This window comes from Mycobacterium bohemicum DSM 44277 (assembly GCF_001053185.1).
Lineage (GTDB): Bacteria > Actinomycetota > Actinomycetes > Mycobacteriales > Mycobacteriaceae > Mycobacterium > Mycobacterium bohemicum.
Genome location: NZ_CSTD01000001.1, coordinates 1576551 through 1601317, shown reverse-complemented (window position 1 = coordinate 1601317; position 24767 = coordinate 1576551). Strand labels below are relative to the sequence as shown.

The window sequence follows — 24767 nt, the reverse complement described above, 5'->3', positions numbered from 1 at the left end:
GTTCCCTCCATGCTCCGGGCATCCGCAGGGAATAACCTACCCCGGCGGCCCCCAGGCACATCGACGGGCGATGGACGGGCGACTTGCACTGTCCTAAACTCTCACGGCCACAGGCCGTTTGGCGAACAATCAGTGAGCGGTCACGCTCGCCGCCGCGCTTTCCAGGTCGGCGATCACGATCTTGCGCATGCCGTACATCGCCTGGGTGGCGGCCGCGGCGCGGGCGCGGTCGGGGTCGCCGATCAGCTCGTAGAGCCGGTCCGGGACGATCTGCCAGCTCAGGCCGAAGCGGTCCTTGAGCCAGCCGCACTGCGATTCCTCGCCGCCGTCGGTCAGCCGATCCCAGTAGTGGTCGACCTCGTCCTGGTCCTTGCAGTGCACCGTGAACGACACCGCCTCGCTGAACCTGAACATCGGGCCGCCGTTGATGCCGATGAACCGGGTGCCGTCCAGGATGAAGCTGCCCGACAGGACGGCGCCCGGCTCGCCGGGGCCCGCTTCGGTGGTCCCGTTGAAGCCCTCGATGTGCGAGTTCGGGAAGACGGAGGTGTAGAACCGCGCCGCGTCCTCCAGGTTGTTGTCGAACCAGAGCGTGGGCGTGATCGAGGGCATGGCGTCTCCTTGCGTCGTCGTTCGCGGTCTCAAACCGATAGACCGCGCTCGCGCCGGAAAGTCACCGCGCCAACCCGGGTGAAACTGCATAAGCAACCTATGTAACGTCAGACGGGTGAGCGCCGTGAGCAGCAGTCCCCGGACGGTCGAGTTCGCCGGCCACGACGGGATCACCCTGGTGGCCGACGAATGGAACCGCGGCGCCGATCTCGACGGGCATCCCAGCGTCCTGATGCTGCACGGCGGCGGACAGAACCGGTTCTCCTGGAAGAACACCGGCCAGATCCTGGCCGACGCGGGCTTCCACGTGGTGGCCCTGGACAGCCGTGGGCACGGCGACAGCGATCGCGCACCCGACGCCGACTACGACGTCGACACCCTGACCGCCGACGTCATGCGCATCCTGGACGCCATCGGCCGGCCGGTGATGATCGTCGGGGCGAGCATGGGCGGCCTGACCGGCATCCTCGCCGCTCACCAGGCCGGCCCCGAGCGGGTGACCCAACTTGTGCTCGTCGACGTGGTGCCGCGCTTCGAAAAGGGCGGCAGCGCCCGCATCCGTGACTTCATGATGGGCAACCTCGACGGGTTCGACACGCTGGAGCAGGCCGCCGACGCCGTCGCCGCCTACCTGCCGTACCGGGCCAAGCGGCGCAACCCGGAGGGGCTGAAGAAGAACCTGCGCCTGCGCGACGGGCGCTGGTACTGGCATTGGGATCCGGCGTTTATGACCAAGCCGGGCGACGACCCCGAACTGCGCACCGAGAAGTTCGAGCACGCGGCCCAGAACCTGAAGATCCCGGTCATGCTGATCCGCGGGAAGCTGTCCGACGTGGTCAGCCCCGAGGGCGTTCAGCATTTCCTGGAAACCGTCCCCAACGCCGAATTCGTCGAGCTGTCCAACGCCGGGCACACCGCGGCGGGCGACGACAACGACGCCTTCACCGACGTCGTGGTCGCCTTCGTCAAGCGCACTTAGCCTGGCCAGAGCGCGCCTCATCCGCTTCGAGTGTGCGTCTGACGACGCGACACGCCGTCGGGGCGTCGTGAAATGCACACTCGGCGAGCAAGAGCGCGAAAGCTAGTTCGCGGGTTTCTCCGCGTGCCCGCCGAATTGCTTGCGCATCGCCGACAGCGCCTTGTTGGCGAAGTCGTCGAGCTGCCGCGAGGCGAACCGGGACTGCAGAGCGGTCGTCAGAACCGGCGAGGGGACGCCCTCGTCGATCGCCGCGATGGCGGTCCACCGGCCCTCGCCCGAGTCGGAGACCCGACCCGAGAACTCCTGCAAATCGGGGGAATCGTGCAGCGCGATGGCGGTCAGGTCCAGCAGCCAGGATCCGATGACGCTGCCGCGGCGCCATACCTCGGCGATGTCCGGGATGTCGAAGGTGTACTGGTAGTACTCGGGGTTCGACAGCGGCGCGGTCTCGGCGTCGCCCGCCTGCGCCTGCTTGCCGATGTCGGCGCCGCGCAGGATGTTCAGGCCCTCGGCGAGCGAGGCCATCATCCCGTACTCGATGCCGTTGTGCACCATCTTCACGAAGTGCCCCGCACCGGACGGCCCGCAATGCAGGTATCCCTTTTCCGGTTGGGCGATCTCCCCGTCGCGGCCCGGGGTGCGCGGCGCCGCATCCACCCCGGGCGCGACGGAGGCGAAGATCGGCTCGGCGTGGGCGAAAGCCTCCTCGTGCCCGCCGATCATCAGACAGTACCCGCGCTCGCGGCCCCACACGCCGCCGCTGGTGCCGCAGTCCAGCAGATGAATCCCATTGTCGGATAATGTTTTCGCGTGCCGGATGTCGTCGCGGTAGTAGGAGTTGCCGCCGTCGATGACGATGTCGCCGGACTCCAGCGTCGTGGCCAGCTCCTCGATCACGCCCGTGGTGATGCTCCCGGCCGGGACCATCACCCAGACGACCCGAGGCGAGTCGAGCTTTTCGGCGAGCTCGTGCAGCGAGGAGACACCCGTTGTCCTCTCCTCCCCCGCCATGGCCTTGACCGCCTCGGGGTCGTGGTCGTACACGACGCAGTCGTGTCCATCCTTGGTCAGGCGGCGGACGATGTTGGCACCCATCCGGCCCAGGCCGATCATCCCTAGCTGCATGTTGTCCTGTTCTCCTTATTTCCGAGTTACTGAGGCAGCCATGGTTGCTGCCAACTGCGGTGACCGTGTAGCAGCGACTGCGCGGCCTCGGGTCCCCATGAGCCCGGGTCGTAATGGTGTATCCGCCCCGGTTTGTTCAGCACCGGCTGCACGATCCGCCACGTCTCCTCGATCGCGTCTTCCCGGGCGAACAACTCGCGGTCGCCGGTCAGACCGGCGTACAGCAGCCGCTCGTAAGGCCGCACCGGCTCACCAAGATCCACGGCGAACGACGAGTCGAGGTGGACGTCGCGCCAGGAATCGCCGACCTGGGCGGACAACTGCAGGCGCAGGCCGGGGTCCGGGTCGATGCGCAGCACGATCTGGTTGGGTTCCGGCGGCCGGCGGTTGGGCAGGAACGAGAAGCCGGGAACGTGGTGCAAAAACATCCGCACCTCGGTGACCCTCTCCGGCAGGGCCTTGCCGGCGCGGATGAAGATCGGCACCCCGGCCCAGCGCCAGTTGTCGATCTCGGTCCGCATCGCGACATAGGTCTCGGTCTGCGAATCCTTCGCCACGCCGGCGACATCCGTGAAGCCGCGATACTGACCCCGAATGCAGCGCTCGGGGTCCAGCGCCGGCATCGCGCGGAACACCTCGGCCTTCTTGTCGTTCAGGTCGTCGGCGCTGGGCCCGACCGGGGGCTCCATTGCGACCAGCGCCAGCACCTGCAGCAGATGGTTCTGCACGACGTCGCGCAGCGCGCCGACCGCGTCGTAGAACTTGCCGCGGTCCTCGATCCCGAAGTCCTCGGCCATGGTGATGTGGATTTCGGAGATGCTGTCCCGGTCCCACAGCTTGGCCAGCCCGTTGTTGGCGAAGCGCAGATACTGCAGCTCCTCGACCGGCTGCTTGCCCAGGAAGTGGTCCACGCGCAGGATCTGGTCCTCGTCGAGCACCGCACGCAGCCGGGCGTTGAGGTCGCGCGCGGAGGCCAGGTCGTGGCCGAACGGCTTTTCCACCGCGACGCGCGCGGACTCGAGCAACTCGGCCTTGGCGAGGTTCTCGACGATGGGAGCGAACAACGCCGGCGGCATCTCGAGGTAGTACAGCGGCCGGGCGCCCGAACTGATCAGCTTGGCCAACTCGCCGTAGAGCTTCTCGTCCGTGACGTCACCGTGCAGGTAGGACCAGCGGCCGGCGAACCGCTCGAACACCGCGTCGTCGAAATCCTCGCCGGATGCTTTGACGGCCTCGCGCGCCCGCTCGAGCAGCGCATCGACGGAGATGTCGTCACTTGCCACACCGATGATCGGGCAGTCCAGCATGTCGCGGCGCTCGAGCCGGTACAGGGCCCGAAACGTCATCTTGCGGGCCAGGTCGCCGGTGATCCCGAAGATGACCAGCAGGTCCGCGGAGCGATCGCCGCCGTCGGCCAAAACCGCACCTCCCGAAGTCACCAATGTGCGCCCTGAAGATCTACCCGCGGCGGCCGGTAACAACACTAGACACTGCGCCCAGGGCCGACAACCGCGCGGAATCGCCTCCTTGGAAGGATGGTGAACGTGGATTCTGCGCTGCATATCGCGGTCTACGTCGGGGCGGGGCTCGTCCTTGTCGAAGCCGGTGTGATCGCCGTACTGGCAAGGCTGCTCGTGCGCAGCCGGCAGGAGATCGACGAGCTGCGGCAACGGACCGATGCCCGCAACTGGCTGCTGTCCGGTGGCCGCGAGGCCGTCAAGACGGTATGGAACACCGCCAACCTGATGCGCAAGGAGGGGTTCGGCGCCGTCGTGCGCAGCTCCATCGAGGACCTCGCGGACTGGGCCGAGGTCGAGCGGCCCGACCTGGCGCGCGTGACTCCGGACGGCCGGGTGGTGATCCTGTTCTCCGACATCGAGGAGTCGACCGCACTCAACGAGCGGATCGGCGACCGGGCCTGGGTCAAGCTGATCGGGTCGCACGACAAGCTCGTGCAGAGGCTTGTCGGACGGCACGAGGGGCACGTGGTGAAGAGCCAGGGCGATGGATACATGGTCGCGTTCTCCCGGGCGGAGGCGGCCGTGCGCTGCGCCATCGACCTGCAACACGCGCTGCGTAAGGACGCCAAGAGGTTGCGGCACAACCAGATTCGCGTGCGGATCGGCATCCACATGGGCCGTTCGGTGCGGCGCGGTGACGACCTGTTCGGGCGTAACGTCGCCATGGCGGCCCGAGTCGCCGCGCAGGCGGCCGGCGGCCAGATATTGGTGAGCGAACCCGTGCGCGACGCGGTGCGCGGGTGTGACGACATCCGCTGCGACGACGGACACGACGTTGAGCTTAAAGGCTTTTCGGGAAACTATCGGGTGTTCTCCGTCGACACCGACGCGGACCCCGACCGGGACTGAAAACCCTCCCCGCCGGATTCCGCGAGCCGTTGATGCAGGCGGGCCCGCACCTCGTCGGCGGTGTAGGCGCGTCGTTTTCGTTGATCGCGAGCGACCAGCGCGCCGCCCGCGACGACGCCGGCGACCCCGGCCAGCCCGATCCACTTCCAGATGCTGCGCATGACGACAGGCTATTCGCCGCAAGGGCCCGGCGTGCGGGGTGTGGTTAACTTGTGTGCCCTTTTCAACCCCACACCAGGCCTCATGGACACTCTTCGCGACAAGGTCGCCGTCATCACCGGAGCGGCCAGCGGCATAGGCCGGGCCATCGCCCGCGTGCTGTCCGGTCGCGGCGCCCACCTGGTGGCCGTCGACATCGACGGCGCCGGCCTGAAAGACCTGGCCGGGGAATTGGGCGGGGGCGGCGGGGCGAGCGTGCTCCCGTGGCGCGCCGACGTGTCGAATCCGGATGCGTTCGAAGGCATTCGCGATGCTGCGCTGCAGCGATTCGGCCGCGTGGACGTCGTGGTCAACAACGTCGGGGTGCTGACCAACGGCCTGCCCGACGACATTCCGGTCGCCGAGTGGCAGCGCATCCTGGACATCAACCTGATGTCGGTGGTGCGCAGCAACGCCGCCTTCCTGCCGCTGCTGCTCGAGCGGGGCAGCGGGCATCTGGTCAACACGGCGTCCTTCGCGGGCCTTTTCACGTATTCCTACGACCGCCTGCCGTACGCCGCCAGCAAGGCCGCCATCGTCCAGATCTCCGAGGGGCTGGCAATCTACCTGCGGCCCAAGAACATCGGAGTCACCCTGCTGTGTCCCGGTCCGGTGCTGACCAACATCGCCGCCGCCGTGCCGACATTCGGCGGCGGCTCGCGCCTGCGGACACCCGGTGATCGATTCCAGCTGTTGGACCCGGCGCCTCTGGTCGCCGAAGCGATCCTGCGCAATCGATTCTTTGTGCCGACGCATCCCGGCGTCGTGGACGAATTGCGGCGCCGCGTTGATGACTGGGACGGCTACATCGACTATCAGATTTCCCGCGAACCGCACTGAAAGGCAGGAACGATGACCGACTCCCGCGCACAGGGGCTGGAAGTGTTCAGGGAGATGATGCCGGGATTGATCCCCGATGGTGTCACCAGTCTGCGCGACGGCGGTGTGGCCGGCGAACTCGGCGACCTGACCATCGATCACGTCTTCGGCGCACTGTGGACCCGTCCCGGGCTGGATCGCCGCTCCCGCAGCCTGGTGACCCTGGGAGCCCTCATCGCGCTGCGCGCGACCGAGGAATTGCGGTACCACTTTCCGATCGCGCTGCGCAACGGGCTGACCCAAGAGGAAGTCGACGAGGTGATCTACCATTCGGCCGGCTACGCCGGGTACCCCGCGGCGGCCACCGCGCGTGGCGTCGCACGCGAAGTGCTCTCGCCCTCATAATCGTTCCAAAGAACATGGGAGAAAAGGGCTTATCCGACAATGTTGACCCTGGACCAAGCGCTGGAGGAGACCCGGACCGGTGACCTGTGGCTGTTCCGCGGCGCATCCGGGCCCGACCGCGCCATCCAGGCCCTGACGAACAGCCCGGTCAACCACGTCGGGATGACGGTCGCCATCGACGACCTGCCGCCGCTGATCTGGCACGCCGAATTGGGCGACAAGTTGGTCGATGTCTGGACCGGCACCAACCACCGCGGCGTACAGCTCAACGACGCACGGGACGCGGTGCGGCAGTGGATGGAGCGCTACCACCAGGGGTGCTGGTTGCGGCAGCTGACGCCCTACGCCGGCCGCAAGCAGGAGGACGCGCTGCTGCGGGTGATCGCGCGGTTGGACGGCACCCCTTTTCCGCCCACCGCGCGCCTCACTGGGCGCTGGCTGCGCGGCCGGCTTCCCACCGCTTACGACTGGACACGCGGGATTCCGGTGCTGGACAAGAGGATCAAGGAGTCGACGCAGCGACGCAAGGCGCGCCAGCGCGGTGGCCTCGAAGCCGCGTACTGCGCCGAGACGGTGGCGATCACCTACGAGGAGATGGGGTTGATCACCACGGAGAAATACTCGAACTGGTTCGACCCCGGGTCATTCTGGAGCGGCGACCGGCTGCCGCTCGCGCCGGGTTACCGGCTGGGCGAAGAAATCGAGGTTGTGTTCGGCTAGCCGACCGGCATCTCGCCCATCTCCGACCATCCCGACGCGTCGATCGTCTGGCTGATGATCTTCGGCGTCGACGTCAGCGCCTGGGGGAGCTCGCGCATCGCGCGCTGGAAGTGATCGCTGTTGACGTGCTCGCCGCCGGCCTCGGCGTCGCGGAAGGCCTCCACCAGGACGTACTCGGCCGGGTTGTCCAGGCTGCGCGACCACTCGAACCACAGGTTGCCCTCTTCGGCGCGAGTGGCCGCAGTGAATCCGGCGACGAGCTCCGGCCAGCGATCGGCCCAGTCGGGTTTGGTCTCGAACTTGACGACGATGAAGATCATGGCCGCTCCCCGGTAGTGCCCGACGCCGACTTGCGCCCGGTCTGTGCGATCAGCGCCAGGATAGCGCCGCACCCTACCCCATTCCGCACGACCCCGGCTAACTGCGGTTTGCTGCATTAATTGATCCCCGGCGGCGACCTTATTTGACTTACGTCGGTCGGACATACGTCGGTGCCGTCTGGGTGACATGCGTCACAGTAGCCGACCATGGCACATCGAAATGTCTCGCCATTATTTCTCGTTTTAGCGTCCGAGTATTCTTTTCCGAATTCCGCTAGGGATTTGGATTTGCCGGCGGAGGCGGCGCGGGAGCCGGAGCGTCGACGAGAACCGCCGGGGGTGGGGCGTCGGGCGGCGGGGGCGGCTGGGGTGCTTGTTGTCGGCTAGAGGTGGCTCAGCGGCAAGAACATGTGGTGCGTGAAGCCGGCCTGGTAGGCGCCCGGCCCGCCGACGTGCACTCCACCGTGTTCGCCGCTGGACACGGGCGTGCCGTCCGGCAGGGTCACCGCGGTGTGCCCGCCGTTCCAGCCGATCACCAAGGCGTTGGGGGCGGTTCCGTACTGGAAGCCGCGCGCCAGGAGGGCGGCTTCCTCGTTGCCGGTGTTGAACCTGTCACCGAAGACGGGCCGGTCGGCCGCCGCGTTGGCGATCCACGAGGCGAGTCCGGAGCAATCGGTGCCGGCGGGAGAATCGCCGCCCGGAATATATGGCGTGCCCGAAACCTGATTGACGAGCGCCATCAATGCAGCTAATACAACCATGGGCAGGCACGCTAGCAATAGCGCTGTTTGCCTGGCAAAATTTGTGGCGCACCTCATTCGCTTATCCGGCAATGGCGTTCGTCGCATACCGGCGAATTGTTACGCCGCTGCGTTCCTATTGAGACCGGTTTGCTGTCCAGTTCTTCGGTCGCGCGCGGCGCCCGAACTTCTCAGCGGGAAGGCCGCGGCTCGACGCCCAGTTGGCTGAGCAGGCTGCGCACCCGTCCCTCGATCTCGTCACGGATCGGACGGACCCCGTCCACGCCGAGGCCGGCGGGGTCGGGGAGCTCCCAGTTCTCGTACCGCTTCCCGGGGAGATAGGGGCAGGCGTCGCCGCATCCCATGGTGACGACGACGTCGGCGGCGCCGACGAGGTCGTCGGTCCATGCCTTGGGACGCTCGCGGGCAATGTCGATGCCGACCTCCGCCATCGCCGCGACGGCCGCGGGGTTGACGTCGTCCGCAGGCGCCGATCCGGCCGAGTAGACGCCCGCCCGCCCGCCGGCGAGGTGCTTGAAGAAGCCCATTGCCATCTGCGACCGGCCGGCGTTGTGGGTGCACAGGAACAGCACGCTGGGACGGGCTACGGGTTCGGTCATCGGGCGCTCCGGTCGAATTGGAATCGACCTCGCAGGGCCAGCGAAACGTATACCAACGCGACCAGCGCGGGCACTTCGATGAGCGGGCCCACGACACCCGCCAGCGCCTGGCCCGAGGTGGCCCCGTAGGTCGCGATCGCCACGGCGATGGCGAGTTCGAAATTGTTGCCGGCGGCGGTGAAGGCCAACGTGGTGGTGCGCCGGTAGCCCAGGCCCAGCGCTGCGCCCAGGGCGTAGCCGCCGCCCCACATGATGGTGAAGTACGCCAGCAGCGGCAGCGCTATGCGGGCGACATCCCAAGGGCGGCTGATGATTTGATCGCCCTGCAGGGCGAACAGGATGACGATGGTGAACAGCAGCCCGTACAGGGCCCACGGGCCCACCCTCGGCAGGAAGCTGGTTTCGTACCACTGCCGTCCCTTCGCGCGCTCACCCAGTCGGCGAGACAGGTAGCCGGCGACCAGCGGGATGCCCAGGAAGACCAGCACGGACTTGGCGATCTGCCACGGCGAGGTGTGAATGACGTTCTGCGGCAGGCCAAGCCAGCCGGGCAACACCGACAGGTAGAACCAGCCCAGCACGGCGAACATGAGCACCTGGAAGACGGAGTTCAGTGCGACGAGCACCGCCGCGGCCTCGCGGTCACCGCAGGCCAGGTCGTTCCAGATGATCACCATGGCTATGCAGCGCGCCAGCCCCACGATGATCAATCCGGTTCGGTAGGCGGGCAGGTCGGGCAGCAACAGCCACGCGAGAGCGAACATCAGCGCCGGACCCAGCACCCAGTTCAACAGCAGCGAGCTGACGAGCAGCCTGCGATCACCCGTCACCGTGTCCAGGCGGTCGTAACGAACCTTGGCCAGGACCGGATACATCATGACGAGCAGACCCAGCGCGATCGGGACCGAAATCCCATCGATCCGAACACGGTTGATGCCGGTGTCCAAACCCGGCACGAATCGGCCGAGAAGCAGACCGAGGGCCATCGCGATGCCGATCCACACCGGCAGGAAGCGGTCCAGCGTCGAAAGGCGCTCGACGACGGGATGGTCGGGCTGGTGCGCCGTCTGGGTCACGTGCGTGCGTCCGCCGCGTCGGTGCTTCCGCAGCACACGCGGCCGTCGGCATTCTTGTCGTCCGCCGGTGCCGGGCCGAAGGAATCCGAGTCGGCGAGCACCGTGTAGACCTCCCACTGCTCCCCCGCCGGCCCGGTCACCCACACCTTGTCCTGAGTGGCGAAGCAACACGTGCCGCCCATCTCTTCCCGGGCGACCATGCCTTCCCCGGCGAGGCGGGCGATCTCGGCGTGGACGGCCTCGCTGGACTCCACTTCGACGCCCAGATGATTGAGAGTTCCTCCGCGACCGGGGTTTTCGATCAGGACCAGCTTCAGCGGCGGTTGTGTCACGGCGAAGTTCGCATAGCCCGGCTTGACCTTGGCCGGCGCGGTGTTGAACAACTTGGAGTAAAAGGTGATCGCCTCGTCGAGGTCGTCGACGTTGAGCGCGAGTTGAGCGCGGGACATGAGGGCTCCTACCTCTGTGACTTATGTCAAACTATCTGCAGCCGATACTGCTCGCCTCTTCGATATATGTCAAGGAACTGTGGCAGGATAGTCGGCATGCCGAAGACACTGCCCGTCGTGGACATGTCGTCGCCGGTCTCGTGTTCCCCCATGGCGGCCGGACCCGTCGACGACCGTGCGGCCCTGGACATCGCCCTGCGCTTGAAGGCACTCGCGGATCCGGTTCGGGTCAAGCTCGTTTCGCTGCTCTTCGGTTCACAGGACGGCGAGGTGTGCAGCTGCGACCTGGCGGCGGCGGTCGGACTGAGCGAGTCGACCGTGAGCCATCACCTGACTCAGTTGCGCCGGGCGGGAATCGTCGAGTCCGAGCGGCGCGGGATGAACGTCTACCACCGCGCTCGTCGGGACGCTCTCACGGCGCTGTGCACGGTGCTGGACCCGAACTGCTGCCGCTGACCGCCAAGCCGCCTATCGGTCAGGCGGGCGTCCAGATTCCGTTGTTCCAAAATCCCCACACGCCGGCGGTCGGGTTCCACATCAGCCGCGCCCCCGGCGCCCACGACGGCGGCGGCGGCTGCGGGCCCCCAGGCCGCCGGACCGCTCTGGCCGGCCGCGCCCTGCCAGTCGTGGCACTGGCTCCAGTCCCAGTCATAGACGTTGCCCCAGCCCGGATTCCATGCGTCGCCCGGGCACCAGTGCGACCCGGGAGCGGGCGCCGCCTGTGCCCCGGGTGCGGCGAGCCCGAAGGCCGAAAGGGCCACCATCAGGACGGTAAAGCGCCGAACCCGCGATCGCGTTCGCCGTGCAGTCGCCATCCCCCAAGGATTTGCCTTCAGCGGGCGAGAAGCAAGCAGTGATTCGGGCTCGAGCGGACGAACTCACGCATCGAACATCGCGACGCCCACGCCGTCCGCCGCACCCTTCCACCGCGTGTCCCTGGTCCAGAGCCGACCACCGTCGACCATCGCGACCGCCCCCATGAGCTGGAAATCGACCGCACTGGGGTCACGGCCCCAGAGCCTGCGTCGATCAATCAAATGAAGGATGTCGTCGTGATCGACGGTCCGTTGTCAACGATGCACGTAGTGCAAATACGCGGTGCCGTCGTCGAAGGTTCTGTGCTCGACGAGCGCCAGGTCGAGGCGCACGCCGTCGGGTAGGGCGCGCAGGCCACCACCCACCATCTTCGGAACCACGAAGAACCGGAAGTCCTCGACCACGCCCGCCTGGATCGCCGCGGCCGCGACTGTGGGCCCGAAGATCTCGACCACGCCGGTCGCGGAGGCCACGATCCGCTGCAACTCGATCAGGCTCAACTCGGGCACGAGCCGAACCCGGCCCGACCCGAGCTCTTCGTGCGTCAGTGTCGAAGACACCACCACTTTGTCGATGCGCTGCCAGCGCCGAGCGAATTCCCGCTCGTCGGCGGGATGGTCGTCGTCGTCCGGATAGGTGTCCCAATACCGCATCAGCGCATAGGTTTTTCGACCCAGCACCTCAGTCGACACCTCCGCCATGCGGTCGACATGAAAAGCGAACACCGCCCCGCCCGGGGCCGACCACTGGAAGTCGCCGCCGGCGTCGGCAACGCAGCCGTCGAGAGACACCGTCGCGGCGTAACTCAGAGTTCCCATGTGGCGATCACCCTCCCTCGCGCGCAAGCCTACGGGCGTCGAGAAGCGCACCGCCTACACGTTGAACCGGAACTCGACCACGTCCCCGTCGGCCATGACGTAGTCCTTGCCCTCCATGCGGACCTTGCCGGCCGCCTTGGCCGCTGCCATCGATCCGGCCGCGATCAGGTCGTCGAACGACACGATCTCGGCCTTGATGAAGCCCTTCTCGAAGTCGCTGTGGATCACCCCGGCGGCCTTCGGCGCGGTGTCGCCCTGGTGAATCACCCAGGCGCGCGCCTCTTTTGGGCCCGCCGTCAGGAAGGTCTGCAGCTTCAGAGTGTGAAAACCTGTGCGCGCCAAAGCATCCAGGCCGCGCTCGGTCTGCCCGATCGACTCCAGCAGCTCGGCGGCCGACTCGTCGTCGAGTTCGCTGAGTTCGGCTTCGATGGCCGCGTCGAGGAAGACGGCATCGGCGGGCGCCACGAGTTGGCGCAACTCGGTCACCCGCGCCGCGTCGGTCAACACCGCCTCGTCGGCGTTGAACACATAGAGGAACGGCTTGGTGGTCAGCAGGTTCAGCTCCCGCAGCAGCGAGACGTCGGCCCCCGCGGCGAACAACGTCGTGCCGCTGTCGAGCACCTGCTGCGCGCTCAACGCCGCCTCGTAGACGGGCCTGCGCTCCTTGGAAGTGCGGGCCTCCTTCTCCAGCCTCGGCAGCGCCCGCTCCAGGGTTTGCATGTCGGCCAGGATCAACTCGGTCTCGACCACCTCGATGTCGGACTTGGGGTCCACCCGCCCGGCGACGTGAGTCACGTCGTCGTCGGAGAACACCCGCACCACCTGGCAGATGGCGTCGCATTCGCGGATGTGGGCCAGGAACTTGTTCCCGAGCCCGGCCCCCTCCGAGGCGCCCTGGACCAGGCCGGCGATGTCGACGAAGGTGACCGGCGCCGGGACGACGCGCTCAGAACCGAAGAGCTCGGCCAGCTTGTCCAGTCGCGGATCGGGCAGCGACACGACACCCTCGTTCGGTTCGATGGTGGCGAACGGGTAGTTGGCGGCGACCACGTTGTTGCGCGTCAGCGCGTTGAAAAGGGTCGACTTGCCGACGTTGGGCAGCCCCACGATTCCCAGGCTCAAGCTCACAGGGAGCCAAGTCTAGGGCGCGACGACGGGATGGTCGGATCCGCCATGACGACCGATATCGCCCGCGCCATTGCATTCCAGCATCGGGTGGTGGTCCGGCCGTGGTGCCACTGTGACGAATGTGGCACGCGGCCTGCTTTAATACGGGCCTTTGGGCCGATTGCCGGTACGGTCTAAATGTGCCAGAGCAGCGGGCAAGGTCGACGGTGGAGGCATCCCACCGCTCGATCCACCCAAACATTCCAGGTGTGCCGTGGTGGGCGGCCCTGCTCATTGCGGTCGGCGCCACCGCAATCGGGTTCGCCATCGACTCCGGGTCCGGCCATAAGGAGCTCACGCACGTCTTCGCCGGTTTGTATGTCGCGGGCTGTGTGGCGGCGGTGCTGGCCGTGCGTCAGGACGGCGTGTTCACCGCGGTCATCCAGCCGCCCCTCATCCTCTTCTGCGCGGTCCCCGGCGGCTACTGGCTGTTCCACGGCCGCAAGGTGGGCCACCTCAAAGACGTCCTGATCAACTGCGGCTACCCGCTGATCGAGCGCTTCCCGCTGATGCTGGGCACCGCCGGCGCCGTGCTGCTGATCGGCCTGATCAGGTGGTATATCGGGACGTCGAACCGGGCGATCGCGGCCGCCCCCGCCCAGGAAAGCGGCGACACCGATGGCACCGGGGCCATGTCTTTCCTCGGCTCTTTTCTTGGCGGCACGATCGCCAAACTGCTATCGGCCGTGCGCGGCGAATCCAGCGAACTCGACGAGGAGGAGCCCGCCTCCAAGTCTCGGCGGACCCGGCCGTCGCGGCGTCCCTCGGACGCCCGCCGAACCACGCGCAGCGATCGATCGGCCACCCGCTCCACCCGGACCCAATCGCGGCGCACCCGGCCATCGGAGGATGCGCAGGAACCCGGTGCCGAGCGGCCACGCCGCCGCCAAGGCGCCCCCCGCGACGTCGACCCGGCCGACCCGCGGCGCTCCCGGCGCCCCAGGCCGCCGGCCGATCCCGACCGCACCCAGTCCCGCCGGGAACCTCGCGCCCGCCTCGACCCCTACGAGCGCCCGGCGCCGCGCACCAGCCGCTTCGACGACTTCGACCCCTACCAGCCGGCCGGCACCCCCGAGCGCTCCACCCGGCACGACCGGTACGCGCCGTACGAGCCACAGCGCCGGCGGCCCCGAGGCGCAAACGGCGCCGACCCGACGCACCACCCAATTTCCCGGGTCCGGTACCGCGACGGGTCCCCGTCGGATGAGCCAAGGGCCGAGCGGCCGAGCCGGTCACGGACGCCAGGCCCTTCGCGCGGCCGACCGCCGGCCGAATCCTGGGACTGAGACCGCCGATTCAGCGGGACACGCGAATCTCGCGCGGCAACGCGAACACCAGCGTCTCCTGCGCCGTCGTCACCGGTTGCACCACGCCATAACCGCATTCGGCGAGCCGTTCCAGCACGCCGCGCACCAGCACCTCGGGCACCGACGCGCCGGACGTGACGCCCACCGTCGTCACCCCGTCCAACCAGCCCGGGTCGATGTCGTCGGCCCAGTCGACCAGGTGGGCGGCCCGGGCGCCGGCGCCCAGCGCCACTTCCACGAGCCGCACCGAGTTCGACGAGTTCCGCGACCCGACGACGATCACGAGGTCGCACTCCGGCGCCATCGCCTTCACCGCCACCTGCCGGTTCTGGGTCGCGTAGCAGATGTCATCGCTCGGCGGATCCTGCAGCTTGGGGAAGCGTTGCCGCAGCCGCTGGACGATCTCCATCGTCTCGTCGACCGACAGCGTGGTCTGCGACAGCCACACCACCTTGTCCTCGTCGCGGACGGTCACGTCGTCCACGGCGGCCACCCCGTCGACCAGCTGGACGTGCTCGGGCGCCTCCCCCGCGGTGCCGACGACCTCCTCATGGCCCTCGTGACCGATCAGCAGGATGTCGTAATCGGCGCGCGCGAACCGCCTGGCCTCGTTGTGCACCTTGGTCACCAGCGGGCAGGTGGCGTCGATGGTGCGCAGGTTGCGTTCGGCCGCCGACGCGTACACCGTCGGCGCCACGCCATGTGCGGAGAACACGACGATGGCCCCCTCGGGCACCTGGTCGGTCTCCTCGACGAACACCGCGCCCGCTTTTTCCAGCGTCTCGACGACGTGGCGGTTGTGCACGATCTCGTGGCGCACGTAGACGGGGGCGCCGTGCTTCTCCAGGGCCCGTTCCACGGTCTCGACGGCCCGGTCCACGCCCGCGCAGTAGCCCCGCGGCTCGGCCAGGAGCACCCTCTTGCCGGTGGGGTCGCCGGCTACCGAGCTGGACGCACCGGGAATCCCCATGTCGATAGTCGGCGGCATGCCACCCAGGGTACTGACCGCCGACACGGGGCCGCCAGCTCACGGCGCGCAGCTTGGCGTTAGCGGCGGGTTGAGGCAGTCTTGGTGCCATGGCAACTGCACCGTACGGAGTTCGGCTGCTGGTCGGCGCGGCGACAGTCGCCGTCGAAGAGACGCTGAGGCTGCCCAAGACCATCCTGATGTATCCGATGACGCTGGCCAGTCAGGCCGCCCACATCGTGATGGTGTTCCAGCAGAACCTCGCCGAGCTGGTGAACAAGGGCGACAGCACCCTCGAGTCGATTTTCCCGCCCAAGGACGAGCAGCCGGAATGGGCGACGTTCGACGAGGACCTGCCCGACGCCGAGGCGGCGGCGATCCCGGCCGCGCTGGCCGAGGACGGCGACCGCCTGACCGAGGGCCGGTTCGCCCTGTATTCGGTCGCCGATGCGGCCGAGGCCCTGAACGCCCCGGCGACGCCCGCCAGGAAAGCCAGGAAGGCCGCGGCGCAGGCGCCGGAACCCGAGGTGGTCGCCGAGCTCGACTACCCGAACCTGACGCTGGCCCAGCTGCGGGCCAGGCTGCAGTCGCTGAGCGTCGACGAGCTGGAAGCCCTGCTGGCCTACGAGCAGGCCACCAAGGCCCGCGCCCCGTTCCAGACGCTGCTGGCCAACAGGATCACCCGCGCGACGGCGAAGTGAGCCCCGCGGCCAATTCCGAACCCAACTCCGCCGAGAACCCTTTTCCGGTTCGCGCGGTGGCGGTCCGCGTCGCCGGCTGGATCGACAAGTTGGGCACGGTGTGGGTGGAGGGCCAGTTGGCCCAGATCACCATGCGGCCCAACGCCGGCACCGTGTTCATGGTGCTGCGTGACCCGGCCGCCGACATGTCGCTGACGGTGACCTGCTCGCGCGACCTGGTGCTCAACGCGCCGGTGCGGCTGGCCGAGGGCACCCAGGTGGTGGTGTGCGGCAAGCCGTCGTTCTACACGGGCCGGGGCACTTTTTCCTTGCGGCTCAGCGAGATTCGCGCCGTCGGCGTGGGCGAGCTGCTGGCCCGCATCGACCGGTTGCGCCGGCTGCTCGATGCCGAGGGGCTCTTCGACCCGCGACTCAAACGGCCGATCCCGTTCCTGCCCAACATGATTGGCCTGATCACCGGTCGGGCGAGCGCCGCCGAACACGACGTGCGAACGGTGGCGGGCGCGCGCTGGCCGGCGGTGCGCTTCGCGATCCGCAACACCGCGGTCCAGGGGCCGAACGCGGTCGCGCAGATCGTCGAGGCGCTCGGCGAGCTCGACGGCCACACCGAGGTCGACGTCATCGTGCTGGCCCGCGGCGGGGGCAGCGTCGAGGACCTGCTGCCGTTTTCGGACGAGACGCTGTGCCGCGCGATCGCGGCGTGCCGCACCCCGGTGGTCACCGCGGTCGGCCACGAGCCGGACAACCCGCTGTGCGACCTGGTCGCCGACCTTCGCGCCGCCACGCCGACCGACGCGGCCAAGAAGGTGGTCCCCGACACCGCCGCCGAGCAGCGGCTGATCGGCGACTTGCGGCGGCGCAGCGCGCAGGCGCTGCGCAACTGGGTGGGCCGCGAACAGCGGGCCCTGACGCAGCTGCGCAGCCGCCCGGTGCTGGCCGAGCCGCTGACCGCCCTGACGGCGCGCGCCGAGGAGATCCACCGGGCCCGGTCGGCGGTTCGCCGCGATGTCACCCGGCTGGTGGCCACGGAGGGCGAGCGGATCGGTCACCTGGGCGCGCGACTGGCGACGCTCGGCCCGGCGGCCACCCTGGCCCGCGGCTACGCGGTGGTCCAGACGGTTCCCGCTGATCCCGCAGCCGGGCCCGCCGCGGTCCTGCGATCGGTCGGCGACGCACCGGCGGGCACGCGCCTGCGCGTCCGGGTCACCGACGGCGCCGTGACGGCGGTCAGCGAAGGGCGGGCCGGGTGACACCTAGGGAAGGCGATGCCGTTACGCCCATTAGTCGCCTCGGCTACGAAGCGTGCCGCGACGAGTTGATGGAGGTCGTCCGGCTGCTGGAGCAGGGCGGGCTGGATCTCGAGGAGTCGCTGAAGCTCTGGGAAAGGGGCGAAGAGCTGGCCAAGCGGTGCGAGGAGCACTTAGCCGGCGCCCGCAAGCGGATCGAGGACGTGCTCTCGGCGGGCCAGGCCGACGACGCCTGATCGGGGCAGGATTGCGAACACCGTCCGCTTGGGCATTCCCGAACTGGAACACGTTTTAGTTATGCTTCGGCGATGGGTGATCCAGCGCTGACGACCGAACTCGGCCACGTCCTCGTCACCGGCGGCTCCGGATTCGTCGGGGCGAACCTGGTGAGCACGTTGCTCGACCGCGGACATCGGGTCCGGTCCTTCGACCGCGCCCCGTCGCTGCTCCCGGAGCACCCGCAGTTGGAGGTGCTGCAGGGTGACATCACCGACGCGGCCGTCTGCGCGGCGGCCGTCGACGGCGTCGACACCGTCATCCACACCGCGGCGATCATCGACCTGATGGGCGGCGCCTCGGTGACCGAGGAGTACCGCCGGCGCAGCTTCGCCGTCAACGTGGGGGGCACGCAAAATCTCGTCCGCGCGGGCCAGGCGGCCGGGGTCAAGCGGTTCGTCTACACCTCGTCCAACAGCGTGGTGATGGGCGGCCAGAACATCCCCGGCGGCGACGAGACTCTGCCCTACACAACGAGATTCAACGACATCTACACCGAGACCAAGGTGGTCGCCGAACGCTTCGTCCTGGAGCAGAACGGTGTTGGCGGCATGCTGACGTGCGCGATCCGGCCCAGCGGCATCTGGGGGCGCGGCGATCAGACCATGTTTCGCAAGCTCTTCGAAAGTGTGATCGCCGGCCACGTCAAGGTGTTGATCGGCCGCAAGTCCGCGCGTTTGGACAACTCCTACGTGCACAACCTGATTCACGGTTTCATCCTGGCCGCCCAGCACCTGGTGCCGGGCGGCACCGCGCCCGGTCAGGCCTACTTCATCAACGACGACGACCCGATCAACATGTTCGAGTTCGCCCGGCCGGTGGTCGAGGCGTGCGGGGTGAGCTGGCCCCGGGTGCGGGTCAACGGCCCCATGGTCCGCGCGGCCATGACGGGCTGGCAGCGACTGCACTTCCGGTTCGGGATACCGGCGCCCCTGCTGGAACCGCTGGCCGTCGAGCGGCTCTACCTGGACAACTACTTCTCGATCGCCAAGGCCACCCGGGACCTGGGCTACCGGCCGCTGTTCACCACCGAGCAGGCGATGTCGGAGTGTCTGCCGTACTACGTGGACATGTTCGCCAAGATGAAAAGCCAAGCGCCGGCGGCGAACACGGGCGCCTAGCGGTTCACGCCCCCCGGGGGGTGGCGCTACCGGAAGCTCACCATCTCACTGCCCCAGGCTGCCCGGATGTGTGCGTCGACGTCGTCGACGACGCGGTCGCGTTTGTCGACGATCAGGCAGGCGCGATCGGGCACCCGATACGGCTTCCACTCCGGCTCGCCGGCTGGGCCGGCGGGGTCGCGGCGGGCGGCGAAGTTGACCCACCTCGTTCGAATCCGCTGCGACACCGCCCGGGCGGTCTTGGCGCCACCGAGTTTGAGCGTCGGGTCCTTGGGCCCACCGAGATTGCCCCACACGTAAGGCAATTCGGTGGCATGGGCGGCGTTGACCAGCAACAGCTTCAGCAGGGGGGTCGCGTAGTCGAACCGGTACAGGTAGACCGGCGCCACGCGGGAGTGCCCCTCGGCCATCCACACCGACGGCATCCGGAACCCCACGTCGGTGGCGATGTTCAGACTCCTCGCCCTGCGCCGCACCCGCGAATACGCCGACCCGATCTGCTCCTCGGTGGGCAGTTGCAGGTCGGGCTGCTCGGCGGCGATCTCGTCGAACATCGAGGTGATGGCGCGCGGCGTGATCGGCATCAGCCGGGAACGCATCAGCCGGAACAGCGCCGCCTCGTGCTTGTTGGTGCCGATGATCAGCGGGACGGGCAGCGAGCGGCCCTCCTGCGCCACCTTGACCGGGTAGTCGTCCAGCAGCTCGCCGTCGACGATCGGCACGTAGGCCAGCACGCCGGGATTGCGCACGGGCACTTCGTCGAAGACCTCCTGCGACGCGGCCAGCAGCACGGCGGTGGGGACCGTCGGCAAGTCGTTCGGGCCGGCCTCGAGGCGTTCGAGGATGGCGTCGGCGACCCGCCGCGCCCGGGCCCGGTCGTACACCGAGGTGGCCGGCGAGCTCTGGGCGATCGCACCGGCGAACAGCCCCTCGGCGGCGGGGGTGGCGAGCAGGGTCGTCACGATCCCCGCGCCGGCGGATTCACCGAACAGCGTGACCCTGCCCGGATCGCCGCCGAACGCCGCGATGTTGTCCCGCACCCACGCCAGCGCCGCCAGCACGTCGCGCAGCCCGACGTTGGAATCGAAACGTCGCGGGTTGAACGACGACAGGTCCACGAAGCCCAGCGCCCCCACCCGGTAGTTGACCGTCACCACGACGACGTCGCCGCCGCCGACCAACCGCCCCCCGTCGTACAGCGCCTGGCTGGCCGCCCCCAGGACGTAGGCGCCCCCGTGCAGCCACACCATCACCGGTTTCGCGTCGCCGGGCCGGGTGCCGGACGGCGCCCAGACGTTCACCCGCAGGCAGTCCTCGCCCTGCGGAGCCCCCAGGTCGAGCGGCATGTTCGGGAAGACCGGCTGCGGGCAGGCCGGCCCGTAACGGGTGGCGTCGGCAACCTCGGTCCACCGTTCGGGGGGCTGCGGCGCCCGGAACCGGAGGTCGCCGACGGGCGGCGCGGCGTACCTGACGCCTTTCCATACCCGGGCGCGGCCCGCCTCGCCACCGCGGACCGGGCCGTGGGTGGTCTCGACCACGAGGCTGTCGATTGCCATGCGTCGTGCTCCGTTCGATGCTTCAGCTCAGGTTAACGACCCGCGGGCCGGGCCTCACCCGCCGACGGTGGGGGGTCTGGACGAAAAATCCAACAAATCCGTGCATAGGCGCTCGGCGCACCGCGGCGACCGGCCGGCCCTCGATCGGAGCGCGTGCGGCTACGTGAGCCGCTGGGTGAGGAACTCGACCACCCGCTTGCGGGCCTCGTAGGCCGGCTGCCCGTCGACTTCGCGGACCTCGTCGGTCAGCACCGAGTGCGCCATCCTGCCGAACCCGCCCGGGTTTCCGGGCCGGGAGTCGATCTCGATCACCTCGAACGCGTCCCCAAGCCGCTGCTTGAGCGTGGCGAACCGTTCGGCCGGCGCCGTCTTGTCCTCGCTGAACCGCAGGCCCATCGCGCACAGGCCCTCGGCGGCGCAGCGCTCGGCCACCGCGGTGAGCTCGGCCTCGCTGAGCCCGGCGTCGCGCCGCCCAGCGGCAACGGCACCGAGGGCTGGCTGAGCACCGGGGCGAGCACGCTGTCGTCGACCGCGGCCGCCAGCGCGAACCCGCCGGTGAAGCACTGGCCGATCACCCCGACGCCCTTGCCCGGGGTGGACGCGTTGAGGTCGCGGGCCAGGGCCCGCAGGAACAACGACACCGGTCGCTCCTTGTTGGTGGCGAACGCGGCGAATTCCCTTGCGACACACGCCCGCGAGATCGAGGCGGCGATGTAGCCGACCGTCTTGGGTTTGCCGGGCTCGCCGAACAGCGACGGCATCGCGACGGTGAAGCCGTTGTCGACCAGGTGGTTGCCGAGGGCGAGCACACCGGGATGGATCCCGGGGATCTCCGGAATCAGCACGACGCCGGGCCCGGTGCCCTTGCGATAGACGTCGTGGGTGTAGCCGCCGCCGGTGAACGGCGCCACCGACCATCCGGAAAGGTCTGCCTGGGGTGCGGTCACGCTAGTCCTTCCGTCAGCGAGCGGGCAGCGGCGGCTGGGACTGCGTCGCCGACGCCAGCGTACGGAACTCATCGGTGCTTCCGGCGCCGGTGATCGCGATCTGGGCGGTACCACCGGGGCCGCCGGGGGGCGCGCCCAGCCTGGTCGTCCAGATCGGCTCGGCGTCGGCACCGCTCTGACCGACCCCGCGGTACACGACCCATTTGACGCCGGCGACGTCCTGCGCGCCCGTCGGGTAGGCCGAGGCATGGATCGAGGCGACCAGTTTGTCCTCGTCGGCGTTGCTCTGCGTCAGGCTCAGGTACATCCCGGTGGGACTGATGTAGCCCACGACCGAGGTGGCGGCGTTGAGCCGCTGGCCCGTCGCGGGATCGGTGCGCCCGTTCTCGATGCCGCCGCGGCTGCCCGAGTTGGGCCGCCAGCCCGCGGGCAACTTGGGCTCCCGGATGGGGAAGCCAAGCGTCTGGGCGTCGGCGCGCAGGGCGGCGGCCGCGTCGTAGGAGGGAACCGACCCGCGGTTGGCACCGCCCGGCTGGAAGGAGCACATCCCGACCACGCCCGCCAGCACAATGCAGGCGATGACCAGCGGGATGAGCGACCAGAACATGTCGCGGCCGTCCTGCAGGAGCCGAGGTTTGGCCGGTCTGGCCGCCGGAACGGGCTCGTCGGCGGCCCCGGCGTTGGGCAGCGGCTCCTCGGTCACCCTCCGAGTATCCCAGTTCCGGCAGGCCGATCCGCTTCTGGGAGAATCCCAGCCAGAGGACCCAGCCAGAGGATCCCAGCCAGAGGAGCCAGGCCCAAGCCCACGACAGCCAGGGGCGACGGCCGGAGAAGCCGGGGGGACGACCACGAAAGCCGAGGGCACCGACCATGACAGCTGACGGCGACCGCTCATCCGGGCCGGGTTCCGCACCGGCCCCGCGCGGGGGCAAGGGGCAGTCCCAGGCGCGCCCGCGCGGCGAGGCCCCGGACCGAAACCTGGCCCTGGAGCTGGTGCGGGTCACCGAGGCCGGCGCCATGGCCGCCGGCCGCTGGGTGGGACGGGGCGACAAGGAGGGCGGCGACGGCGCCGCGGTCGACGCGATGCGCGAACTGGTCAACTCGGTGTCGATGCGCGGCGTGGTCGTCATCGGCGAGGGCGAGAAGGACAACGCGCCCATGCTCTACAACGGCGAGGAGGTCGGCAACGGCGACGGCCCGGAGTGCGACTTCGCCGTCGACCCGATCGACGGCACCACGCTGATGAGCAAGGGCATGCCCAACGCGATCTCGGTGCTGGCGGTGGCCGAACGCGGGGCGATGTTCGACCCCTCGGCGGTCTACTACATGAACAAGATCGCCGTCGGACCCGACGCCGCGGACGTGCTCGACATCACCGCGCCGATCGCCGAGAACATCCGGGCGGTCGCCAAGGTCAAGAGCCTGTCGGTGCGCGACATGACGGTGTGCATCCTGGACCGACCGCGGCACGCCCAGCTGATCGAGGATGCCCGGGCGACCGGGGCCCGCATCCGGCTGATCACCGACGGCGACGTCGCGGGGGCGATCTCGGCGTGCCGGTACCTGTCGGGCACCGACATGCTGGCCGGCATCGGCGGCACGCCGGAGGGCATCATCGCCGCGGCCGCGATCCGCTGCATGGGCGGCGCCATCCAGGCCCAGCTCGCCCCCAAAGACGACGAGGAACGCCAGAAGGCCATCGACGCCGGCTACGACCTGGACCAGGTGCTGACCACCGAGGACCTGGTTTCCGGGGAGAACGTCTTCTTCTGCGCCACCGGGGTAACCAACGGCGACCTCCTCAAGGGCGTGCAGTATTACCCCGGTGGCTGCACCACCCAGTCGATCGTGATGCGGTCGAAGTCGGGAACCGTCCGCATGATCGAGGCCTACCACCGGCTCTCGAAGCTCAACGAATACTCCGCCATCGATTTCACCGGCGACAGCACCGCCGCCTATCCCCTGCCCTGACCGAAACGAGCAAGGACACATTTCTATGGCATCTCCTGCCTCCGATACCGAGTACCGCATCGAGCACGACACCATGGGCGAGGTCCGCGTGCCCGCGAAAGCCCTGTGGCGCGCGCAGACCCAGCGTGCGGTGGAGAACTTCCCGATTTCGGGCCGCGGCCTGGAGCGCACCCAGATCCGGGCGCTGGGCCTGCTCAAGGGCGCGTGCGCGCAGGTGAACAAGGACCTGGGGTTGCTGGCGCCGGAGAAGGCGGACGCGATCATCGCCGCGGCGGCCGAGATCGCCGACGGTCAGCACGACGACCAGTTCCCGATCGACGTGTTCCAGACCGGCTCGGGCACCAGCTCCAACATGAACACCAACGAGGTGATCGCGTCCATTGCGGCCGCGAACGGTGTGACGGTGCACCCCAACGACGACGTCAACATGTCGCAGTCGTCCAACGACACCTTCCCGACCGCCACCCACATCGCGGCCACCGAAGCCGCTGTGCGCCACCTCATCCCGGCTCTGGAGGTGCTGCACGAGGCGCTGGCGGCCAAGGCACGCGAGTGGCACACGGTGGTCAAGTCCGGCCGCACCCACCTCATGGATGCCGTGCCGGTCACGCTCGGACAGGAGTTCAGCGGCTACGCCCGCCAGGTGGAGGCCGGGATCGAGCGGGTGCGCGCGACGTTGCCGCGGCTCGGTGAGCTGGCGATCGGCGGGACGGCGGTGGGTACCGGGCTCAACGCCCCAGAAGGATTCGGCGCCCGGGTGGTCGAGACCCTGGTCGCCTCCACCGGCCTGAGCGAATTGCGCACCGCGGTCAACCCTTTCGAGGCACAGGCGGCGCGGGACGGATTGGTCGAGGCGTCCGGCGCGCTGCGCACCATCGCGGTGTCGCTGACCAAGATCGCCAACGACATCCGGTGGATGGGCTCCGGTCCGCTGACCGGCCTGGCCGAGATCCGGCTGCCGGACCTGCAGCCGGGCAGCTCGATCATGCCGGGTAAGGTGAATCCCGTTCTGCCCGAGGCGGTTACGCAGGTCGCGGCGCAGGTGATCGGCAACGACGCGGCGGTCGCCTGGGGCGGCGCGAACGGCGCCTTCGAGCTCAACGTCTACATCCCGATGATGGCCCGCAACATCCTGGAATCGTTCAAGCTGCTGACCAATGTGTCGAGGCTGTTCGCGGAGCGCTGCATCGTCGGGCTGGCGGCCAACGTCGAGCACCTGCGCGAGCTGGCCGAGTCGTCGCCCTCGATCGTGACGCCGCTGAATTCGGCGATCGGCTACGAGGAAGCCGCCGCGGTGGCCAAGCAGGCGCTCAAGGAGCGCAAGACGATTCGCCAGACCGTGATCGATCGCGGCCTGGTCGGCGACAAGCTGTCGGTCGAGGAACTCGACCGGCGCCTGGACGTTTTGGCGATGGCCCGCGTACAACCGGAAGGGCAGTGA

General features: G+C 68.7%; 25 protein-coding genes and 3 pseudogenes. 13 read left to right on the top strand and 15 right to left on the bottom strand.

Annotation, left to right across the window (positions count from 1 at the left end):
• Positions 1 to 129: 129 nt before the first annotated feature.
• Positions 130 to 612 (bottom strand): VOC family protein, encoded by a 483-nt coding sequence (locus tag BN971_RS07305; RefSeq protein ID WP_085180489.1) that lies wholly within the window; start codon positions 610 to 612, stop codon positions 130 to 132.
• A gap of 115 nt (positions 613 to 727) precedes the next feature.
• On the opposite strand from BN971_RS07305, the gene BN971_RS07300 reads away from it, so the two are divergent.
• Positions 728 to 1591, top strand: coding sequence for an alpha/beta fold hydrolase (locus tag BN971_RS07300; protein WP_085180490.1), 864 nt, complete (start codon positions 728 to 730; stop codon positions 1589 to 1591).
• A 102-nt stretch (positions 1592 to 1693) separates the two neighbouring features.
• Here the strand turns inward: BN971_RS07300 and gnd are convergent, their stop codons facing one another.
• Positions 1694 to 2716, bottom strand: coding sequence for a phosphogluconate dehydrogenase (NAD(+)-dependent, decarboxylating) (gene gnd, locus BN971_RS07295; protein WP_085180492.1), 1023 nt, complete (start codon positions 2714 to 2716; stop codon positions 1694 to 1696).
• A gap of 26 nt (positions 2717 to 2742) precedes the next feature.
• Positions 2743 to 4134, bottom strand: a complete 1392-nt coding sequence (locus BN971_RS07290) for a glucose-6-phosphate dehydrogenase (RefSeq protein ID WP_085180494.1) — start codon at positions 4132 to 4134, stop codon at positions 2743 to 2745.
• A 117-nt stretch (positions 4135 to 4251) separates the two neighbouring features.
• On the opposite strand from BN971_RS07290, the gene BN971_RS07285 reads away from it, so the two are divergent.
• Positions 4252 to 5085 (top strand): adenylate/guanylate cyclase domain-containing protein, encoded by an 834-nt coding sequence (locus BN971_RS07285; protein WP_085180496.1) that lies wholly within the window; start codon positions 4252 to 4254, stop codon positions 5083 to 5085.
• Here the strand turns inward: BN971_RS07285 and BN971_RS07280 are convergent.
• Complete coding sequence (locus tag BN971_RS07280) at positions 5037 to 5246, bottom strand: hypothetical protein (RefSeq protein WP_085180497.1); 210 nt, start codon at positions 5244 to 5246, stop codon at positions 5037 to 5039. The genes BN971_RS07285 and BN971_RS07280 overlap by 49 nt on opposite strands.
• Before the next feature lie 82 nt (positions 5247 to 5328).
• Here BN971_RS07280 and BN971_RS07275 point away from each other — a divergent pair, with 82 nt between their 5' ends.
• Genes BN971_RS07275 through BN971_RS07265 form a run of 3 tightly spaced genes read left to right on the top strand, consistent with a single transcriptional unit; the run spans position 5329 to position 7227 of the window.
• Positions 5329 to 6123, top strand: coding sequence for an SDR family oxidoreductase (locus tag BN971_RS07275; protein WP_085180499.1), 795 nt, complete (start codon positions 5329 to 5331; stop codon positions 6121 to 6123).
• Between the two features lie 12 nt (positions 6124 to 6135).
• On the top strand, positions 6136 to 6507 hold the full coding sequence (locus BN971_RS07270) for a carboxymuconolactone decarboxylase family protein (protein ID WP_085180501.1): 372 nt from the start codon (positions 6136 to 6138) through the stop codon (positions 6505 to 6507).
• Between the two features lie 39 nt (positions 6508 to 6546).
• The gene (locus BN971_RS07265; protein ID WP_085180503.1) at positions 6547 to 7227 is read left to right on the top strand and encodes a guanylate cyclase; all 681 of its coding nucleotides are present in this window, start codon (positions 6547 to 6549) and stop codon (positions 7225 to 7227) included.
• On the opposite strand, the gene BN971_RS07260 is transcribed toward BN971_RS07265, so the two are convergent.
• The 4 genes and pseudogenes from BN971_RS07260 to BN971_RS07240 form a co-directional block, all read right to left on the bottom strand.
• The gene (locus BN971_RS07260; protein WP_085180505.1) at positions 7224 to 7547 is read right to left on the bottom strand and encodes a putative quinol monooxygenase; all 324 of its coding nucleotides are present in this window, start codon (positions 7545 to 7547) and stop codon (positions 7224 to 7226) included. The two genes, BN971_RS07265 and BN971_RS07260, sit on opposite strands and share 4 nt — an antisense overlap.
• Positions 7548 to 7821: 274 nt before the next feature.
• A pseudogene (locus tag BN971_RS07255) lies at positions 7822 to 8365 on the bottom strand (peptidoglycan endopeptidase).
• 113 nt (positions 8366 to 8478) lie between these two features.
• Positions 8479 to 9983, bottom strand: a pseudogene (arsB, locus tag BN971_RS07245) (ACR3 family arsenite efflux transporter).
• The gene (locus BN971_RS07240; protein ID WP_085180512.1) at positions 9980 to 10432 is read right to left on the bottom strand and encodes an ArsI/CadI family heavy metal resistance metalloenzyme; all 453 of its coding nucleotides are present in this window, start codon (positions 10430 to 10432) and stop codon (positions 9980 to 9982) included. The pseudogene arsB and the gene BN971_RS07240 overlap by 4 nt, the downstream one beginning before the upstream one ends.
• Positions 10433 to 10528: 96 nt before the next feature.
• Between BN971_RS07240 and BN971_RS07235 the strand changes: the two genes are divergently transcribed.
• Positions 10529 to 10888: an Rv2640c family ArsR-like transcriptional regulator gene (locus tag BN971_RS07235; protein ID WP_085180514.1), complete on the top strand. Its 360-nt coding sequence runs from the start codon at positions 10529 to 10531 to the stop codon at positions 10886 to 10888.
• Here BN971_RS07235 and BN971_RS26840 read toward each other — a convergent pair.
• The 3 genes from BN971_RS26840 to ychF all read right to left on the bottom strand — a co-directional run bounded on the left by BN971_RS26840 (position 10819) and on the right by ychF (position 13194).
• The gene (locus tag BN971_RS26840) at positions 10819 to 11196 is read right to left on the bottom strand and encodes an Mtp family mycobacterial-type pilin (protein ID WP_487348991.1); all 378 of its coding nucleotides are present in this window, start codon (positions 11194 to 11196) and stop codon (positions 10819 to 10821) included. The two genes, BN971_RS07235 and BN971_RS26840, sit on opposite strands and share 70 nt — an antisense overlap.
• Before the next feature lie 306 nt (positions 11197 to 11502).
• Positions 11503 to 12066: a dihydrofolate reductase family protein gene (locus BN971_RS07225; RefSeq protein WP_085180518.1), complete on the bottom strand. Its 564-nt coding sequence runs from the start codon at positions 12064 to 12066 to the stop codon at positions 11503 to 11505.
• Positions 12067 to 12120: 54 nt separating this feature from the next.
• Positions 12121 to 13194 carry a redox-regulated ATPase YchF gene (gene ychF / locus BN971_RS07220; RefSeq protein ID WP_085180519.1) on the bottom strand — a complete coding sequence of 358 codons (1074 nt, stop codon included), beginning with the start codon at positions 13192 to 13194 and terminating at the stop codon, positions 12121 to 12123.
• Between the two features lie 179 nt (positions 13195 to 13373).
• Between ychF and BN971_RS07215 the strand changes: the two genes are divergently transcribed.
• Complete coding sequence (locus BN971_RS07215; protein WP_211279795.1) at positions 13374 to 14519, top strand: DUF6542 domain-containing protein; 1146 nt, start codon at positions 13374 to 13376, stop codon at positions 14517 to 14519.
• A 10-nt stretch (positions 14520 to 14529) separates the two neighbouring features.
• On the opposite strand, the gene BN971_RS07210 is transcribed toward BN971_RS07215, so the two are convergent.
• Positions 14530 to 15528: a 4-hydroxy-3-methylbut-2-enyl diphosphate reductase gene (locus BN971_RS07210; protein ID WP_085180521.1), complete on the bottom strand. Its 999-nt coding sequence runs from the start codon at positions 15526 to 15528 to the stop codon at positions 14530 to 14532.
• An 89-nt stretch (positions 15529 to 15617) separates the two neighbouring features.
• On the opposite strand from BN971_RS07210, the gene BN971_RS07205 reads away from it, so the two are divergent.
• The 4 genes from BN971_RS07205 to BN971_RS07190 all read left to right on the top strand — a co-directional run bounded on the left by BN971_RS07205 (position 15618) and on the right by BN971_RS07190 (position 18852).
• Positions 15618 to 16208 (top strand): lipid droplet-associated protein, encoded by a 591-nt coding sequence (locus BN971_RS07205; protein ID WP_085180522.1) that lies wholly within the window; start codon positions 15618 to 15620, stop codon positions 16206 to 16208.
• On the top strand, positions 16205 to 17458 hold the full coding sequence (gene xseA / locus BN971_RS07200) for an exodeoxyribonuclease VII large subunit (RefSeq protein ID WP_085180523.1): 1254 nt from the start codon (positions 16205 to 16207) through the stop codon (positions 17456 to 17458). Before BN971_RS07205 ends, xseA begins: the two co-directional genes overlap by 4 nt.
• Positions 17455 to 17691, top strand: coding sequence for an exodeoxyribonuclease VII small subunit (locus tag BN971_RS07195; protein WP_085180524.1), 237 nt, complete (start codon positions 17455 to 17457; stop codon positions 17689 to 17691). Before xseA ends, BN971_RS07195 begins: the two co-directional genes overlap by 4 nt.
• A 72-nt stretch (positions 17692 to 17763) precedes the next feature.
• Complete coding sequence (locus BN971_RS07190; protein WP_085180525.1) at positions 17764 to 18852, top strand: 3-beta-hydroxysteroid dehydrogenase; 1089 nt, start codon at positions 17764 to 17766, stop codon at positions 18850 to 18852.
• Between the two features lie 26 nt (positions 18853 to 18878).
• On the opposite strand, the gene BN971_RS07185 is transcribed toward BN971_RS07190, so the two are convergent.
• From BN971_RS07185 to BN971_RS07175, 3 genes and pseudogenes are all read right to left on the bottom strand, one after another.
• On the bottom strand, positions 18879 to 20408 hold the full coding sequence (locus BN971_RS07185; RefSeq protein ID WP_085180526.1) for a carboxylesterase/lipase family protein: 1530 nt from the start codon (positions 20406 to 20408) through the stop codon (positions 18879 to 18881).
• Between the two features lie 159 nt (positions 20409 to 20567).
• Positions 20568 to 21355: pseudogene (locus tag BN971_RS07180) on the bottom strand (dienelactone hydrolase family protein).
• Between the two features lie 13 nt (positions 21356 to 21368).
• Positions 21369 to 22058 (bottom strand): DUF4245 domain-containing protein, encoded by a 690-nt coding sequence (locus tag BN971_RS07175; protein ID WP_085180528.1) that lies wholly within the window; start codon positions 22056 to 22058, stop codon positions 21369 to 21371.
• Between the two features lie 167 nt (positions 22059 to 22225).
• Between BN971_RS07175 and glpX the strand changes: the two genes are divergently transcribed.
• The gene (glpX, locus tag BN971_RS07170; protein ID WP_085180529.1) at positions 22226 to 23326 is read left to right on the top strand and encodes a class II fructose-bisphosphatase; all 1101 of its coding nucleotides are present in this window, start codon (positions 22226 to 22228) and stop codon (positions 23324 to 23326) included.
• 25 nt (positions 23327 to 23351) lie between these two features.
• The gene (locus tag BN971_RS07165; RefSeq protein ID WP_085180530.1) at positions 23352 to 24767 is read left to right on the top strand and encodes a class II fumarate hydratase; all 1416 of its coding nucleotides are present in this window, start codon (positions 23352 to 23354) and stop codon (positions 24765 to 24767) included.